This window comes from Erwinia pyrifoliae DSM 12163, assembly GCF_000026985.1.
Lineage (GTDB): Bacteria > Pseudomonadota > Gammaproteobacteria > Enterobacterales > Enterobacteriaceae > Erwinia > Erwinia pyrifoliae.
This window is the reverse complement of sequence record NC_017390.1, coordinates 3,414,798-3,430,426: the sequence shown is the minus strand read 5'-3', so window position 1 is coordinate 3,430,426 and position 15,629 is coordinate 3,414,798. Positions and strand designations below refer to the sequence as shown.

Annotated in this window: 15 protein-coding genes; 6 read left to right on the top strand and 9 right to left on the bottom strand. The window is 51.7% G+C overall.

What is annotated here, in order from left to right; genetic code table 11:
- Nucleotides 1-46 precede the first annotated feature (46 nt).
- The 5 genes from EPYR_RS15685 to EPYR_RS15665 are packed head-to-tail and all read right to left on the bottom strand — an operon-like array spanning nt 47 to nt 5,308.
- The gene (locus EPYR_RS15685; RefSeq protein ID WP_012669362.1) at nt 47-1,027 is read right to left on the bottom strand and encodes a Csu type fimbrial protein; all 981 of its coding nucleotides are present in this window, start codon (nt 1,025-1,027) and stop codon (nt 47-49) included.
- On the bottom strand, nt 1,024-3,444 hold the full coding sequence (locus EPYR_RS15680; protein ID WP_012669361.1) for a fimbria/pilus outer membrane usher protein: 2,421 nt from the start codon (nt 3,442-3,444) through the stop codon (nt 1,024-1,026). Before EPYR_RS15680 ends, EPYR_RS15685 begins: the two co-directional genes overlap by 4 nt.
- Nucleotides 3,445-3,447: 3 nt before the next feature.
- On the bottom strand, nt 3,448-4,167 hold the full coding sequence (locus EPYR_RS15675; RefSeq protein ID WP_012669360.1) for a fimbrial biogenesis chaperone: 720 nt from the start codon (nt 4,165-4,167) through the stop codon (nt 3,448-3,450).
- A 25-nt stretch (nt 4,168-4,192) separates the two neighbouring features.
- On the bottom strand, nt 4,193-4,720 hold the full coding sequence (locus EPYR_RS15670; protein WP_012669359.1) for a Csu type fimbrial protein: 528 nt from the start codon (nt 4,718-4,720) through the stop codon (nt 4,193-4,195).
- 21 nt (nt 4,721-4,741) lie between these two features.
- A complete protein-coding gene (locus tag EPYR_RS15665; protein ID WP_012669358.1) occupies nt 4,742-5,308 on the bottom strand; it encodes a spore coat protein U domain-containing protein in 567 nt (188 codons plus the stop codon).
- Between the two features lie 507 nt (nt 5,309-5,815).
- Between EPYR_RS15665 and EPYR_RS15660 the strand changes: the two genes are divergently transcribed.
- Nucleotides 5,816-7,228 carry an aminotransferase-like domain-containing protein gene (locus EPYR_RS15660; protein ID WP_012669357.1) on the top strand — a complete coding sequence of 471 codons (1,413 nt, stop codon included), beginning with the start codon at nt 5,816-5,818 and terminating at the stop codon, nt 7,226-7,228.
- Between the two features lie 30 nt (nt 7,229-7,258).
- Here the strand turns inward: EPYR_RS15660 and EPYR_RS15655 are convergent, their stop codons facing one another.
- On the bottom strand, nt 7,259-7,741 hold the full coding sequence (locus EPYR_RS15655) for a YlaC family protein (protein ID WP_012669356.1): 483 nt from the start codon (nt 7,739-7,741) through the stop codon (nt 7,259-7,261).
- A gap of 196 nt (nt 7,742-7,937) precedes the next feature.
- Between EPYR_RS15655 and EPYR_RS15650 the strand changes: the two genes are divergently transcribed.
- Nucleotides 7,938-8,930 (top strand): lysozyme inhibitor LprI family protein, encoded by a 993-nt coding sequence (locus tag EPYR_RS15650; protein ID WP_012669355.1) that lies wholly within the window; start codon nt 7,938-7,940, stop codon nt 8,928-8,930.
- A gap of 7 nt (nt 8,931-8,937) precedes the next feature.
- Here EPYR_RS15650 and EPYR_RS15645 read toward each other — a convergent pair whose 3' ends face one another.
- The gene (locus EPYR_RS15645) at nt 8,938-9,396 is read right to left on the bottom strand and encodes a hypothetical protein (protein ID WP_014539490.1); all 459 of its coding nucleotides are present in this window, start codon (nt 9,394-9,396) and stop codon (nt 8,938-8,940) included.
- Nucleotides 9,371-10,270 carry a transcriptional regulator gene (locus EPYR_RS15640; protein WP_014539489.1) on the bottom strand — a complete coding sequence of 300 codons (900 nt, stop codon included), beginning with the start codon at nt 10,268-10,270 and terminating at the stop codon, nt 9,371-9,373. Before EPYR_RS15640 ends, EPYR_RS15645 begins: the two co-directional genes overlap by 26 nt.
- Nucleotides 10,271-11,015: 745 nt before the next feature.
- Between EPYR_RS15640 and EPYR_RS15635 the strand changes: the two genes are divergently transcribed.
- Nucleotides 11,016-12,146, top strand: a complete 1,131-nt coding sequence (locus tag EPYR_RS15635) for an ABC transporter substrate-binding protein (protein WP_012669352.1) — start codon at nt 11,016-11,018, stop codon at nt 12,144-12,146.
- 74 nt (nt 12,147-12,220) lie between these two features.
- Here the strand turns inward: EPYR_RS15635 and ftnA are convergent, their stop codons facing one another.
- Nucleotides 12,221-12,736 carry a non-heme ferritin gene (gene ftnA / locus EPYR_RS15630; protein WP_012669351.1) on the bottom strand — a complete coding sequence of 172 codons (516 nt, stop codon included), beginning with the start codon at nt 12,734-12,736 and terminating at the stop codon, nt 12,221-12,223.
- Between the two features lie 1,241 nt (nt 12,737-13,977).
- On the opposite strand from ftnA, the gene EPYR_RS21190 reads away from it, so the two are divergent.
- From EPYR_RS21190 to EPYR_RS15615, 3 genes are all read left to right on the top strand, one after another.
- The gene (locus tag EPYR_RS21190; RefSeq protein WP_311202354.1) at nt 13,978-14,148 is read left to right on the top strand and encodes a DUF5993 family protein; all 171 of its coding nucleotides are present in this window, start codon (nt 13,978-13,980) and stop codon (nt 14,146-14,148) included.
- 8 nt (nt 14,149-14,156) lie between these two features.
- Nucleotides 14,157-14,708: a disulfide bond formation protein B gene (locus EPYR_RS15620; protein WP_012669349.1), complete on the top strand. Its 552-nt coding sequence runs from the start codon at nt 14,157-14,159 to the stop codon at nt 14,706-14,708.
- Nucleotides 14,709-14,791: 83 nt separating this feature from the next.
- A complete protein-coding gene (locus EPYR_RS15615) occupies nt 14,792-15,568 on the top strand; it encodes a phytochelatin synthase family protein (protein ID WP_041474048.1) in 777 nt (258 codons plus the stop codon).
- The last annotated feature ends 61 nt before the right edge of the window (nt 15,569-15,629 follow it).

The following is a 15,629-nucleotide window of genomic DNA, read 5'->3' as shown; positions in this document are numbered from 1 at the left end:
CAGCCTGGGCGGCGATATAAAGTGATAGCTTTGCCCAGGCATTGAGTTAAAAGGACAAATCAACCGTCACCGTATCGCTGTAGGAACCCGCTACCGGCGTATTCTGGCTGGTCAGGATCAGCGCGTTATAGTTAAAGGTGCGCGTTAGCTGATCGCTGCTAATTGAGTTGGATGCCGAACTGGACACGCGAGCGGTGCCGATACTGCCCCAGTAGGTGCTGCCGCTGCCCTGATAGATTTGGTAGGCCAGCAGGTTACTGCCGCTTGCCATATAACGCTGGTTACCTGTGGCGTGTAACCCATTGTTTAACCCCACGGTATAGGTGCTGCCTACGGTACAGACCACGCTGATTGACTGATTTACCGGCAGGAAGCTGCCGACCAGAGGCGCACTGCCAAAGTTAATCGCCGGGGCGGTAATGGTGGTGCAGTCGTTGGTAATGGTGATGGTGACGGTAATGGGTACGGTGAAAGTGCCGGTTTGTTGTTGGCCCAGTAAGCAGATACCGAACAGGCCGATGCCGGTACAAATACGGTAAGTAAACAGTACCGACAGCTGGCCGGTATAGGTACCCGCCGGCACTACCGCGTTAGGCAGGGTTCGAATATAAAACGGGATCGGGAAGACGAATCCCCCCAGCAAATTGGCGAGGTTTATCAACTGGGTCTGGCTGTAGGTGGTAGCTGCGCCGCCTATTGTTAATTCGGTGCTGCAGTTAGAGGTTGAACAGAGTTGGATCGGGATGTTGTTCGAGCTAAGCGCCAGCTCACCACGCCCCCCGGCGTTAGGGGTGGCACTCGCCAGCTGGACGGATATAAAGTCACTGCTTAGCAACACCACCACACCACTGCCGCAGTTGACGGTAATAGTGGTACTGGCCGTTTGCGGCGTGGTGTTAAGGACAAATGACGTTACTGTACCGAGACTCACATTGACGCTGGTAGGGCTGATGCTGCATGCCGCCCGTCCTGCCAGGGAGTATCCCATCAGCAGCAAAAAGGTACACAGCAATAGCCGTTTTTTCATTTGTTTGCTCCAAGTGGTGACGATGACAGGGCGCAGATCACCGGGCCCCAGGTCATCAGTGATTTCGGTTTAGTCTCTGCGACCGTCAGCTCAGCGTTGCAGAGGCGTCCGTCCGGGGTCTCGGCACGAATAACATTGCGGCCAGTAAGATTTTCCATCCATACAATGCCGTCGTAGCCGACATATTCATCCTGTTGTCCGTCTCGGGTGATGATAGTGGAGACCGGTAGCGGAGCGCCGTGCTGGTCGTGCAGGATGACGTTGGCAGCGCGCAGCTGTTTTATCGGGAAGTGCAGCAGATAACCACTTTGCCGCTTGACCGCAAAGCGTTGTTCCACGCTGCTGCTGGTCATATCAGCAGGCAGGTCGAGCGTATTAATCTCGTATTTTGCCGGATACCAGGCGCTGACGCGCGGAACCAGCAAATAGCCGTTGCTGTCGGTTTTACCCATTAGCTGATTTTCATAACTGACTTTAATATCCGGGTAATCGGTTTTTACCAGCACAAAGGCGTCATTCACCTGATTAGCGGCAAACAGGCTGTTATCCATCAGGATCAGCGAGCCGCTCAGCTCCGCCCAGCGCGTGTTGTAGCTGTCATCGCCATAGAAACCGGCCGATGCGTCCAGCTGGTTATTACGCCATTGCACCGTGGCCTGACGGTAATCACCATTGATGCTCTGGTTGGCCCATGCGGCATCATAGGCCAGGCCACCATCAGATGGCATCGCCCGGGAAACCTCGACGCGCTGTGAATTATTGCCCTGCGCATCGCGCTGCATCGTCATGCTGACGTTGCTCAGATCGCTGAACGGTATAACCAGCGAAAGCGCGCCTGACCAGCTTCCTTCCTGTTGGTCGCGGGTGGCGGACAAGTACAGGCTGCTGTTTCCCCATAAAGTTTTACTCCACGACAGGTTTAACAGTCGGGTGCTATCGCCGGTAGCGGGGGTGATATCAATCAGCGCAGCGCCGAGATTACCGTACCTGTCCAGCGCGAGGCTGGCACTGTATTGCGCGCTGCGGCGGCTAAGAGAGGCAAAATTAAGGGTATTTGAAGCCTGCTGTTCGCCATACAGGGCAAGGTTAGCGAACTCCGCGGAACGGACGGTTTGTTGAAAACCGAAGCTGTAACGGCTGGCGCTGTACTGATAGCCCCAGTTGTACTGGTTGCCACCCTGGCCCTGCATCTGGCTTTGGCTGACGGCACCGTTTATGACCCCGTAAGGTCCGACCCCCATCTGCAACCCGCCGCCGCCCAGCGCCAGCGATTTCGCGGCTTCTGCATGGCTTTCCAGCGTCAACCAGTCGGTCACGCCATAGCGGTATGACCCGCTACTGGCCGCCTGGCCATAATCAAAGCTGTTTAAGCCGTAGTTTTCACGCAGTGCACCGCCTGCTATCGAATAGTCAGAGAGGCTTTTTTTCAGCAGCGCGCTGGCAACATAAAACGGCAGAGTGGTGCTGACGCGCCGCCCCAGCGCGTCGGTGGTGACCACCACCGCCTCACCTGCGCCGTTAACGAACGGCATATTGGTCAGGGAAAACGGTCCCGGCTGAACGCTGTTGCTGCTGTTTCTATAGCCATTGACAAACAGATCGACGGTCGAAGGTACCGCAGCCTGACCGGCGAACGAAGGCAGGGGATAAGTGATTAAGTCCGGTCGCACCGAGAAATCACGGCCAAACTGAACCCCGCCGAGACGGACGCTGCTGCTCCACGCCAGTGAGTCAGTGATCAGATCTCCGACGCGTAGCGTCTGGGCATTTTCTTCATTTTCGGCTGCCCACCAGGTATCATAGCGCGTATAGCCATTCTGCTGATAGCCGGATGAACCGGAGAGCTGTTGCTGCCAGATACCGTTGCTGGCAAACTGCCCGTTGCTGCCAAACAGGCGTAGCTCATTCCAGGCGGACAGGCGTGATCCGCTGCCCCGGTTCTGGCTGGTATAGAAATCGTAATTGAGCAACGCTCCGTTACTGCTGCGCCCGGCGTAGCGTTCGCCGTTGCGCGCCGCGCCGCTGAAGCTCTGTTGTGGTAACCAATCAGCGGGTACCGTCAGCACCATACGCTGCCCCTGACTGTCATAGTCCGCTTTCACCTGCTCCATGGCGGAAACATCCATAATGGTGGAAGTGATACGTGAACTGGGGATACCGACACGCAGCAAATCACTGGCGCGGATCAGATAATGGTTGTTGTGGAACTGTACCGGAATCAGTTCGCCCGTATCGCGGCCGTTTATTGTCAGTGCCAGCGTCCAGGTTTGCTTCTCCCTTGTCGACGCTGCAGCGGGGGGCGGGGGCGGCAGCCCGTTGAATGTTTCAGCACTGACACCTGACGAGGCCAGGCAACTTAATAGCCCGGTAATAGCCAGAGTGCGGCGATGTAATAGTGCAGTGCGGCTTCTTTGCATGGATTACCGCACCGCGCTGCTGCGCCAGGAGATTTTAGCGCCCAGCTTTGCGCTCAGTTCTGCGCCGGTCGGCGCCTTAAACGGCAATGGGAAGGTATGGCTGGCGTTGGCCAGCACGTAGCCCATCAGACTGTCGGTGATGCTGCGACCGCCCAAAGCCACATTGCTCAGCCGTACATGAGCATTGCCACGATTGGTAATTTCGATAGCCTGCTGGTTGCCCTGATTCACCAGCCGCCAGCTCAGATTGGGTTGGATATTATTTGCGTCCAGCCCGGAACCATAGACAAACAGCGGCACCGAGTAACGCATCTGTAAATTCAGCCCGACATTATTCTCTGCTTGCGGGTGCGGTGTGGGGATTTCATCCAGTAGCACCCGATAGGCCGCCTCTTGCCCGGCAGCGGGAGGGATCTGCTTGATTAAGCGTATTAGCTGTCTCTTTCCAGGCTCAATGCGTACCATCGGCGGGCTGGCCATCACCTGTTGCTGGGTCTGGAACTGTTCCTGGCCCTGGTTCTGTTGCCACTGAAATATCCGAACCTGCATCAACGTGGTGCTGGTACCGCGGTTTTCCAGCCACAGCTCGGCGGCTTTGTCATCGCTATTGATTTTGGGGTCAATAGGCCAAATCATCACGGAGTTCGCTGCGCGGCTACCCTGTGAAAGCAGCATGCTCAGCGCAACCAATAACAACCCGGAAATACGCGGTAATGCCCTCATCCTTTATTGCTCCTTGTAGCAAAAATCACCAGCTCAGCGTCACCGTTAAGGTGTCGGTATAGCTACCGGCAGTGTTAACCCCGGTCACCTGAAGATGACCATAAACAGGTAAAATAATATTGTTCGCATTACTGTAGCTAAGCGTCACGTTCTGGTTAACCGGAATGGCGGTAGTCAGACCGGCGTTGCTGTACAGGCTGTAAGCCACCAGATTAGTTCCGCCAGTGCGCTGCAAATTACGGCTGCTGCTGGCGAAGTGACTGCCACCGTTAATACTCATATTCAACGTGGTGCCGGGGGTGCAGGCCAGCGTTATGGTGGCATTCTGAACCAAACTGGCATTGGCGCTGTAGGTGCCAATGGCAGGCAGAGAGCCAAAATTCAGTGCGCCATATACCCCGGTATTGGTACCGGATATCACGCAGCCGTTAACGATAGCGGCGTTAACGGCAAAGGGTTGAGTTGGTAACGACCACCCACTACTGCTGAACAGCAGCAGTAGCGAAATAAGCGGGCGTATCACGCCCGCAAACAGATTAGCCCGATGTGACACAATAAGCCCCCGGGATAAAAATCAGTAGGTTACAGCAACGTTAATCACATCATTGAAAGTGCCCTCGGGAATGGCAGCATTGTTACCGCCTCCGGTAATTCGACCGAAAACCTGATAGTTCGATCCCAATACCGGGTCAGGCGTACCGTTAGCCGTCAAATTGGTATTGTTGGCGATCGGCGTGCTTGAGGATGATGTCGGATAGAGCGTATAGGCAATAGCCGTTGTGGCATCCGTGGTGCTGACCAGGTAACGCGGAGCGGAAGTGACGGTGCCAAACACGTTAGCAGGCGCGGAATTACTTCCGGTGATCGCCACGGTATAGGTGTCTCCTGCGCTGCAGTTAACGTAGATACCACTGCCCGCCGATCCCGATACGGAGGCGGTCAACGTGGTGAACGTTGACGGGCTGGTACCGAAGTTCAAGCTACCGAAGTTAATTCCGGTCGTTCCCGTTTGTCCGTTGACCAGACAGCTATTGGTCAAATTGAGGGTTGCATTGATGGTGCCCGTGGCGGTGGCAGCATAACCTGACGAAATAACGCCGAGTCCAAGACCACAGCCCAGCAAGAAAAGCTTCATTTTCATAACTGTTCCTTACTTATCAAAGTGAAAGGGGGGCTTTTTTCCTGATGAAAACCTCGCTCTGCCACGCGAAGCAGAGCCGGTAATAAGGGCGAAAATGTGGCTGGCCAAAACGGATGGCCAGGAAATTCCTGTAACTCCTGTTAACTAATTTGGAGTTATTAGCAGCAACTATAGGGCTAATAAATTAATTATGTGAAGTGGAATTTAGGAAGATTTCAAGCTATAGGATTATCGCTACGGATAAAATATGTAACCTGTTGTTTTAGAAGTTTTCCTAAATTTGTATCATTTCTAATACGCCATAAGAAAAGTATTTGGAATTTGCCGATGCTGTCAGGACATACTAATTTAGTTAACTGACTTTATTAATTATATGGCTTTGACTTATTACCGGTTGGCAGTTTTTACTCTGCATACTTTGATTTCAGGACCACCTGTAATTTGAAGAGCAAGAGTATATACTCTCAACCCCTCTTTAATGGCAGCATGGCAGCGAGTTGTACAGTAGTGGCAAAATATGATCAGCTGGTCGAGCAAATTCGTCAGCAAATTGAAAGCGAGATATGGTTACCGGGGGAAAAACTGCCCTCGCTGCGTGAGCAGGTCAGGTTGAGCGGTATGAGCCTGATGACGGTGATGCATGCTTATCAGGTGCTGGAAAGCCAGGGATTGATCCAGTCGCGCCCGCAGTCGGGCTATTTTGTTGCGCCTCATGCCGAATTTCTCAGCCAGCCACTCAGCCATCAGAAAGTGCAACTGGCAGAAGCCGTGGATATCAACGCTTTTATTTTCGACGTGTTGCAGGCCTGCCGCGATCCGCGCATCGTGCCATTTGGCTCTGCCTTTCCCGACCCGGAACTGTTTCCCCAGCGTCAGATGATGCGTGCACTGACCCACGTTTCACACAGTATGAAAGCCGCCGATGCGCTGCATAATTTGCCCCCTGGCAATGAAGCTCTACGTAAAACGCTGGCACAGCGGTATGCCGTTCAGGGCGTTCAGGTGTCGCCGGATGATATTGTTATCACCAACGGCGCTCTGGAGGCGCTTAACCTCTGTCTGCAGGCGTTAACCGAACCAGGAGACTGGGTGGCGATTGAAAACCCCTCGTTTTACGGCGCGTTGCAGGCGATTGAACGGCTCAAGCTAAAGTCCGTGGCGATTGCCACCGATCCGCAAACCGGTATCGATCTGGAGGAGCTGAAGCGCGCGCTGGAGCGCTGGCCGATTAAAGCGCTCTGGATGATGACTAATCAGCAGAACCCGGTGGGCTGCACGCTAAGCAGAGAGAAGAAGCAGCAGCTGGTCGCGCTATTGACGCAACATGGCGTCACGCTGATTGAAGATGATGTTTACAGTGAACTCTATTTCGGCAGCAAGAAGCCGCTACCGGCGAAGGCGTTTGACCCTGATGATACCGTTCTGCACTGCTCTTCGTTTTCAAAAAATCTGGTGGCGGGATTCCGGGTCGGATGGGTAGCGGCGGGTAAACATGCCCAGCGTATTCAGCGCTTGCAGCTGATGAGTACGCTATCGACCAGTGCGCCAATGCAGCAGGCGCTGGCAACCTATCTGGGCACCGGGAGCTACGACCGTCATCTGCGACGTTTACGCCAGGTGCTGGAACAGCGTAAGAATCTGGCGCGTCAGGCGCTAAAAAAATACCTGCCAGCCGGGGCGCGAATTAATGATTCGCGCGGGGGCTACTTTTTGTGGATTGAACTGCCTAAACAGATTGATACGACGGCGCTTTGCTATAGCGCGCTGCGCCATGATATCAGCATTGCACCAGGGAAAATGTTCTCCTCCAGCGAGCAATACGCCAACTATTTCCGTTTTAACACCGCATGGTGGAGTGAGTCGCAGGAAGCCGCGGTTGCCACGCTGGGCAGGTTGATCGCCGAGTGGCACCAGGGTTAACGGGGCCGTCCGGCATCATAAAGCAACGCCTCAGACCGTGGCTGCGCGTTTCTGGCCCCAGGTCAGATGAAACACGTCATAGAAATCCACCTCGCCCTTTAGCGACAACAGTTTATTAATGCCCTGCTTGACGTTATCCGGCACGTTGTCACCGGCAAGAATATCGGATACGGCCTGTTGAGACAGGGTACGTACGTAATACCATTCGCCGTTGTAGCAAACGCGCAGGTCAAGGGTATCAATATCCTCAAAGCGATATTTGGGGTTGATATCCATCAGCATCAGTCCACTCATCAGCAGCACGAATACGGTCGCGCCCCAGAATGCAGGCCAGCCGAGAAAGTCGGTGGTGAAAATCAGCGCTACGGTCAACGCATAGCAGCCATACATTGAGGCCCAAAGACCGGGGTGGGTCTTCAGGAATTGAAAGCTGAAACGGGGTTTATTGTCGCGCTGCTCCTCGCGATTTAATGTGTCGATCTCGCGCAGCAGTATCTGTTTCACTTCTTCCATTTTAGTTCTCCGATAGACATGTCGGGCAGAGTGATATTAGACCCTGGTTGCAGCCACAACAGCAGACACAGTTTAAGAGTATTAGGCTATAACAGTGACAAAATGCGCCGGGGCGGCAGTAGCCAGGTTACCTCGCAGTGTGTAGACTCTTCATTTTATGCCGGGGCTGTGCGCATGACCAACAGTTGGTGATTGAATGACGCTGAACAAAATCTTGCCATTATTACTCCTCTCCTGGCTGATAGCTGCGGTTAATCCGGCTCTGGCTCTCGACTGTGGCCGAAACTTAAGCGTGGCGGAATATACCGTTTGTAACAACCCGCAGTTGCTCTGGCTCGACAGACTTTATAATGAAGCTTTCCATCAACGGGTTACCGATGATCCACAACATGCTGCCCGTTTCATTGCACCCCGTCAGGGATCGTCCTGGTGTACCAATACCCGCTGTCTGCGCGGCGCTTATCTGAAGCAGATCGGTCAGTTGTACGGTGCCGATCGTCCCTTTGACTGGGAAGGAACATGGTGGAATACCACCGTTCCCTCCGGTAACAGCGGTAACATCCTGATTCACGGCTATAATGGGCAGCTACTTCATATGGATGCCAGCGTAAGGGGCGGTGTCAACCGCGCGGTATTCGCTGGTGAAGTACGGCGTTATTCCGGCGTCGGTTTTACCGATAAAATCATCTGGGGCGGAGACTGCGCCATCGTCATGGTGCCATTGGCGGATGGCAGGCTGAAAGTAAGCAGTGATAGCGCCGGCAGCTGCAGCCTGCTATTACCGGGGGAGATGGCGATTGATGGTATTTATGTGAAGAGTCAGACCGACCCGCGACCGCCTGCAACATTGTTAAGTATTGGCATTTTTCCCGATCGGGCAACTGACGATAAATTCCGCCAGCTGGTGGGTACGGACTATCAGCAGTATGTCGATACCGCCACGGATTACGCCAGAGGAAAGGACCTCGACAATCTCGGAGCAACCGTGATGGTCATGTGGGTTAAGGGGTTGGCGAATCGTAAAGCCGCGATGATCATGACCACACCAGAGGGAAAATTCTGGGCGCTACGCCTGGAGCCAGCGGAGAAAGGCAAGGGGATAAAGCTGCACTACGTTACCACCGAAAGCGACAAAAAAACGCTGCCTAAAACCCTCGCTAACTGGCAGGCGAGGTTTACCGATCGGTAATTGCACCTTAATCGTAGCGATAGATTTGCCCTGAGGGCGTAACAATCAGCCGTTTGTCTTTAAAACGCAAAGTGACAAAAGCGATGCCGTTACGCCCCGAATCACCGAGAATGCTTTTGATCATACGCGCCTGATGACTCTCTGCAAAATAAACCAGTTGGTAGTCAAAAGTAACACCTCTGAAAGCCGAATTATGCTGCTGCAAATAAATTTTGAGCACAAAGCGGCTATCATTCGGGCTGGTCAGCGTCATGATCGAGGTTTTACCGTTTGAGGCAATATTCGTGTCATACACTTCTCGCTGGCGTGACAGCAGGTCGTAATAACCCAATTGCAGATCCTCTCCGGCAAATTGCGGGGTGAACAGAGCTTCCTGCTGACCAGGTAGCTGTTTCATCAGGGCTGCCCCCAGCAATGTCGCCAGGGTTGCCAGCAGTAAACTAATTGACACAGTTCGCCATTTCATTCAGCTTTCTCTCACTTTCCCGGTAGATCAGCGCACTTAACAGAGTACCGTTCATACGCCAGTTAACGATGTTCATGGCCAGCTGCTTACTGTCGCATTGGCTTTTCAGCGTCAGAGTATAATTAAGCGAAACCCCGGAGGAAAAAAAGAACACCTCCATCTGTACCTGCTGCTTTTTTAGCTTCTGGTTGAGAGAATAAAAAGCGGGTTCCAGCTGTTTACTCAGTTCACTGGCGGCGGACGTTTTCTCGTTACGCCGGTGTAATTCAAGCAGGTGAATGTTGCTGTAGACCCCGGCATCCTGCTCGTGTATTTGCGTGCGGAAGAAGAGATCGCCGGGTAGCAGGATCCAGACGAGCAGGGTAATTAACACCACGACCTGTAGCGGAACCAGCCAGTACCACAATGGGTGAACGGATGGCCGCTGGCGATGTTCAGGTTGAGGTGCGGCAGCAGGGGTGTGTGGCGCCAGCACCACAGGCTTTGCATCACCGAACGGCTCCCTCGGTGAATGGGCTTCTGCTAAGTCTGTTTCTGGCCGCAGGGGGGTGATAAACTCGCAAAATTCAGCTTCAAGAATATAGCCCTTTTTAGGCATGGTACGGATAATTCTTTGCTGCTTACCATCATCCTCAAGCGCAATACGCAGCGCATGGATCGCGTTGGGCAGGCTGTTATTACCAATAACACGCCGCTCCCAGACAAGATTATTTAACTCTTCGCGCGAGACTGCTTTCCCGGCATTCTCTGCCAGCACCCGTAGCAACTTGAGCTGGTACTCACCCAAACGGCGTTGTTCACCGCTGCTTTGATGGAGCAAAGTACCGGAAGCGAAATCAACGCTCCAGTGATTAATAATACAATCCACAGTCATAGTCGCCGCATATCGTCTGATTCAGTGAGTTTATCAAGGGGGTATCCTGATGCGTATAGTGGCAACACGGTATCTCATCAGAGTAAACATCTGTTTTAACTTAATAAAAGATTTGCCGGCAAAAAATGGCATTATCTTTGCTGCGCGCACGCTGATTATAAACCGTTATCATTAAAAAATCTGGTAATCAATAAGTGCCATCAAATATTCTGTTTAAGCTAACCGCCTTAAAGCTAATGATTTATGTGATTTACGCCAAATAAAACGCATGACGGGTTAGCCAATAATGCCACACCGCAAGTAGCAAACTGCTGTCTCCTCTCATGTACATCGCGGCACCCGACGCTTCCTGACTGATGATGTTGTCGCGATTTATCGGGCAGGTATGTGAAACCCTCACCATTGGTAACTGGGTGAATTTCGATCCAGACTGATAATTTCTTTCCGCTGAATTATTTTCTGCTATCGAACCCTCATTTTGACCGATTAGCCTACCAGTCATCTCCCCGGGGGAGCCCGTGTTTAACGTTGAAAGCATAACAAATGGATCTGTTAGCGGATATGAATTGCCATCGCTTTACCCGGACCTGTAATCTGCCGGGCGAGCGGCTGCCCGCTGCGTCACGCCGGTGGATACCTTAAGAAATTTTCTGACACATATTGTCATTACTTTTTATTCGTCGTAGCATCGCCTGTTCAGGCTCGAAACTGATAATAATAATCATTTTCTTTTGCGGGGTTAGCTATGACACTCTGGGGTAAGGTATTGATTCTGGCTGGCGGTTTACTGACGTCAGCCACTTTGCTGGCAGCACCGTTTATGGTGGAAGATGTCAGCGGACGTAAAGTCGAGATTAAATCCGAAGTACAGCGGGTGATCCTCGGTGAAGGGCGGCAGATCTATCTGCTGGCTGCTTTTGATACCGATGCGCCGTTCAAGCGCGTGGTCGGCTGGCGTGACGATTTGCCGAAGGCCGATTTCGACAGCTATCAGATTTATGCCAAGAAATATCCGTCTATTACCGCCTTGCCGACCTTTGGCGGAGCGAAGGATGGCACCTTTAACATCGAACAGGCGCTGACGCTGAAGCCCGACCTGGTGCTGATGAATCTTGAATCTAAAGCCGCCACCGATGAGTCCAGACTGACCGAGAAACTCAGTAAATTGGGCATTCCGGTGGTCTTTATCGACTTCCGTGAAAAACCCTTTGAAAATGCGGAAAAAAGTATCCGGATCATGGGGCAACTGGTGGGTAAATCAGCGCGTGCTGAAGAGATCATCGCTTTCCGCCAACGTCAGATCGACATCGTCACCGACCGGCTGAAAAACTTCCAGGGCCAGCGCCCGAAAGTGATGCTGGATCGTGCGGGAGGCTATACGGAAGAGTGCTGCATGTCATTTGGTGATGAGAACTTTGGCCGTATGGTGGCCGTAGCCGGCGGTATTAATATCGCCAAAGGGCTGATCCCCGGCACTTTCGGCATGCTTAACCCGGAACAGATTATTGCCGCGCGCCCGGATGTGGTGGTGGTCACCGGCGCTAACTGGAAAAACTACAATACCGCAGGCGGCTGGGTTGGCGTCGGGCCGGGTGCGGATTTAACCGTTGCCCGCCAACGTTTAACCGCACTTATGGCGCGCCCGGCGTTCCGCACTTTACCGGTTGCGACCAATGGCAATGCGCATGCCATCTGGCATCAGTTCTACGACAGCCCGTATCAGTTCGTCGCTATTCAGGCGTTGGCGAAATGGCTGCATCCGGAGCTATTTAAGGATATTGACCCGGATGCGACCTTCCGCGAATTTTACCAGCGTTTCTTGCCGATTGACTATCAGCCAGGCTACTGGGTGACGCTGCCGGCGACGGCGGGATAAACCTGGCTGCATCATAAAAGAGCGGTCGCCCTTTTTACTGGTTTACGGTGACAGGCAGGCATAACCCTGAAGGGTTATGCCTGGTGAGGATGCGCGCCGGGTTCGCTCATTTTCTTCAAATCTTTATCAACGAAGAATAGCGCCTGACCGCTGTTACCCACCAGCGCCAGTTTATCCAGCACGGATTTAAACAGCTTCTCTTCTTCATGCTGCTCGGCGACATACCACTGCAGGAAGTTAAAGGTTGAGTAATCCTGAGTGGTCATAGCGGAGTGCGCCAGCTCATTAATTTTAAGGGTAATCAGCTGCTCATGCTGATAAGCCTGCTCCAGTACTTCGTTCAAAGAATTAAAGGTAACCGGGGGGGCATCAATGGTGCCCAGCACCGGCATCGCGCCGGTATCGCTCAGGTAGTTAAACAGACGCTGCATATGCTGCATCTCTTCTGCCGAGTGTTCGCGCAGGAAAGCGGCAGCGCCCTCGAAACCTTTGTCATTGCACCACGCGCTCATCTGCAGGTACAGGTTGGCAGAATAGAACTCCAGATTAAGCTGATCATTCAACTGAGCGGTCATTTCATTAGTCAGCATGGTGACTCCTTTACCCATATTGGGCGATATTAAACAGGCGATTTCGGTGCATTATGCACATGTTCAGCGCAAATAAAAACGCTTAATTATAGCTTTGGCTAATTTAATATCCACGTCATGGTTATTTGTGGTAATTGATAATCATTCCATCATTAAAACCATCTGGTTCACGTTTTTGAATAAGTTTGATAACCATTCTTATTAAAGAACAGGCGACTCATAACGAAATGAGAATCAATGCTCTTTAATGGTATTGTGAGCAAGAAATAGTATTCATCAGGGCGAATTCAACTCACCTTGTTCTGGGGCTACATAAGTCGCAGCGCTCTTTTTCCCCTGTCCCGTCGAACGTTGTTGCCGTACGCGCCGCTGGCGCGCAGCAAAGGGGGGCGGCCCGACATAAATAATTGTAGTCATTTAAACGCCAAAACGCATGATTAAATGCTTTCTATTATTTCCAATGGCATGCAGGCATCGCACTTGAAAATATCAAATACATCCCGGGTTATTTGATATTCAAATCATGTCGTTACCACTGAATGTTAAATGATCCCATTGCAAGCGCTAAACGCAGATTATTTGGCTGTTTACGGTCTGCCTGCAAGTTTAATCTGCATCGGCTCGGGTTTAAGGAAATGAGGATGTGGTTTGCCATGGATAAATATCAGCGGGATATCGCCTTTGCCGTGCTGTTTTCACGCATCATTTCAGATAAGCCAGCATCGACCTCTGGTTTCGGTCGGCCCATGGCCACGTTTGGCGCCGCTTTATAGACCAGACCCAATTTCGGCATCCAGCCGCGCCGCAAAAAAACATGAAGTCGATGAAGCGGATTCAGGATCTGCATCGCGGAACAGGTAAGCCGGGGGGAAGTAAGGCGTGATTTGCTGAGCCAACGCCATCGCCAGATCTGTTGATGCTACTAGCTCCGCATTCGGGGCGGGCATCCTCCCATAGCCAATGATTTTTCCCGCCTGTGCTTGTCGTTTCAGCCATTATTCCGCATCGTTCCTTGTGACATAACGTCGGCATAATCACCTCGCTTATCATGGCTGCATAATCAGGTAATTCTGAATTCTTCATTATGCCCAATTTATTATCCCCTCTCAAGGAACCACATGATACTTTCAGCCACTCACCGCCATTCCTCTGGTTCAGCGTTTCAATTGATAGGCTATGGGGTATTACCCGACACGCTGTCAGGGGAAGATGAAACTGGATCTGGATGATTATTCTCACTAATGGAGTCGTACATGTATATGTATTTACCCTTTTTAATAGGCGCAGGCATTGTTTTTAGTACGCTCGCGGGAAAAAGAAAGCTGGCTTATCTGTTTTGGTTCGCAGACCTGATTATTATCCTCGCGTGGTTGAAATTTCATGCCACCGATGCGCTTCTTCTTTCGTTCTAGAGGTCACTATGCAATCATCTGTTAAAAAAGATTTTTCCCGCCCGCTGAATATGATTATGCTTATTCCGGTTATTGTTGCTTTACTCTGCGCATTTTATTTTCAGCTAAGGTTTTACGATCTGCCATGCCCACTTTGCCTGCTGCAACGCGCGGCTTTACTGCTGACGGGGACGGGGCTGCTTTTTAATCTCTATTTTGGCAACAGAAAGTTGCATTATGGCATGGTGATTATCGGTGCCTTAGCGCTGGCCGCAGTCGCCACCCGACATGTTTTCCTGCATATCACGCCTGGTGATACCGGCTATGGGCTGCCGTTCCTCGGCATACATTTGTATACATGGAGTTTAATTCTGGCCGTGGCGATCATTATTGGCGTGGCCGTGACGTTAATGATCACGCCAGATGCTGCTACAGCACCCGTTGTTATTAAATCTTTCACACAGAGATTCCTTATGATTATTTATGCCCTGATTTTGGTGGCCAATCTTTCTTCCACGGTACTGCAATGTGGCGGCGGTCAGTGCGATGATAACCCGACTTATTATCAATTACTGAAATAGTTTTTGCCGGGTGTAACCTGCTGAAAATATCTGTCAGGCCGGGAATGACGGCCTGCTTAATAAATAATTTGAGAAAATTAATAATGAAAAAAGTTTTTGTTACCGCTCTTCTGGCATGTTTTCTGATGCCCGCCAGTGGTTTTAGTCAGATTGTTGACTGGGAAAGTTCCGAGGGGATTAAGCGGTTATCGCAGGCCGACGTTAAGCAGGATTTCTTTGCGCTGGCTCCGCAATTTGAAGGTCAAAGTAATAAAGTCTATTGCGGCGTTGCATCGGCAACTATCGTACTCAATGCGTTACGTCTGCATGAAAATAAGCCAATACAACCTGATACCAGCTCAATAGCCACCGGGGACCGTGCCTGGTTCCCGAAAAAGAACGGCTGGCTTCCGTTCTGGAATCGTTATACCCAGAACAGCGTTGTTGCCTACAGCAGCAAACCGCGAATTGAAATTTTCGGCAAGCCAGAAGCTGCTGGCGCGCAGTCTGATTACGGCCTGCATCTTGAAGATGAGCGCCGGCTGTTGACTAATGCCGGATTAAGGGTGAATGCGGTTGCTGTCGATGACATCGGGCAGCAGGATAAGATGAAGAATGAGATTATTGCCGCGCTGAAGCAGCCCGATTCCTTTGTCATCGTAAACTTTTTGCGTAGCGCCATCGGGCAGAAAGGCGACGGGCACTTTTCGCCTTTAGGGGCTTATGATGCTAAATCAGATTCATTCCTGATGATGGACGTATCCAATACGCAACATCCCTGGGTGTGGGTCGACAGCCAAACGCTATTTGAGGGAATGCATACGCTTGACGGCTCACAGTATCGTGGGTATCTGACGGTTGCAGAGTCTGAGAAGCTGTAAAAATATTATTTATTATATGCTTAGCGCATTAGCGCTCTGCATATTGTGCAAAATAAAGAGA

What these genes read in the sequence shown, in the direction of transcription:
- EPYR_RS15685 (WP_012669362.1), bottom strand. Translation starts at nt 1,027, where the DNA reads ATGAAAAAACGGCTATTGCTGTGTACCTTTTTGCTGCTGATGGGATAC.
- EPYR_RS15680 (WP_012669361.1), bottom strand. Translation starts at nt 3,444, where the DNA reads ATGCAAAGAAGCCGCACTGCACTATTACATCGCCGCACTCTGGCTATT.
- EPYR_RS15675 (WP_012669360.1), bottom strand. Translation starts at nt 4,167, where the DNA reads ATGAGGGCATTACCGCGTATTTCCGGGTTGTTATTGGTTGCGCTGAGC.
- EPYR_RS15665 (WP_012669358.1), bottom strand. Translation starts at nt 5,308, where the DNA reads ATGAAAATGAAGCTTTTCTTGCTGGGCTGTGGTCTTGGACTCGGCGTT.
- EPYR_RS15655 (WP_012669356.1), bottom strand. Translation starts at nt 7,741, where the DNA reads ATGGAAGAAGTGAAACAGATACTGCTGCGCGAGATCGACACATTAAAT.
- EPYR_RS15650 (WP_012669355.1), top strand. Translation starts at nt 7,938, where the DNA reads ATGACGCTGAACAAAATCTTGCCATTATTACTCCTCTCCTGGCTGATA.
- EPYR_RS15645 (WP_014539490.1), bottom strand. Translation starts at nt 9,396, where the DNA reads ATGAAATGGCGAACTGTGTCAATTAGTTTACTGCTGGCAACCCTGGCG.
- EPYR_RS15640 (WP_014539489.1), bottom strand. Translation starts at nt 10,270, where the DNA reads ATGACTGTGGATTGTATTATTAATCACTGGAGCGTTGATTTCGCTTCC.
- EPYR_RS15635 (WP_012669352.1), top strand. Translation starts at nt 11,016, where the DNA reads ATGACACTCTGGGGTAAGGTATTGATTCTGGCTGGCGGTTTACTGACG.
- ftnA (WP_012669351.1), bottom strand. Translation starts at nt 12,736, where the DNA reads ATGCTGACTAATGAAATGACCGCTCAGTTGAATGATCAGCTTAATCTG.
- EPYR_RS21190 (WP_311202354.1), top strand. Translation starts at nt 13,978, where the DNA reads ATGGAGTCGTACATGTATATGTATTTACCCTTTTTAATAGGCGCAGGC.
- EPYR_RS15620 (WP_012669349.1), top strand. Translation starts at nt 14,157, where the DNA reads ATGCAATCATCTGTTAAAAAAGATTTTTCCCGCCCGCTGAATATGATT.
- EPYR_RS15615 (WP_041474048.1), top strand. Translation starts at nt 14,792, where the DNA reads ATGAAAAAAGTTTTTGTTACCGCTCTTCTGGCATGTTTTCTGATGCCC.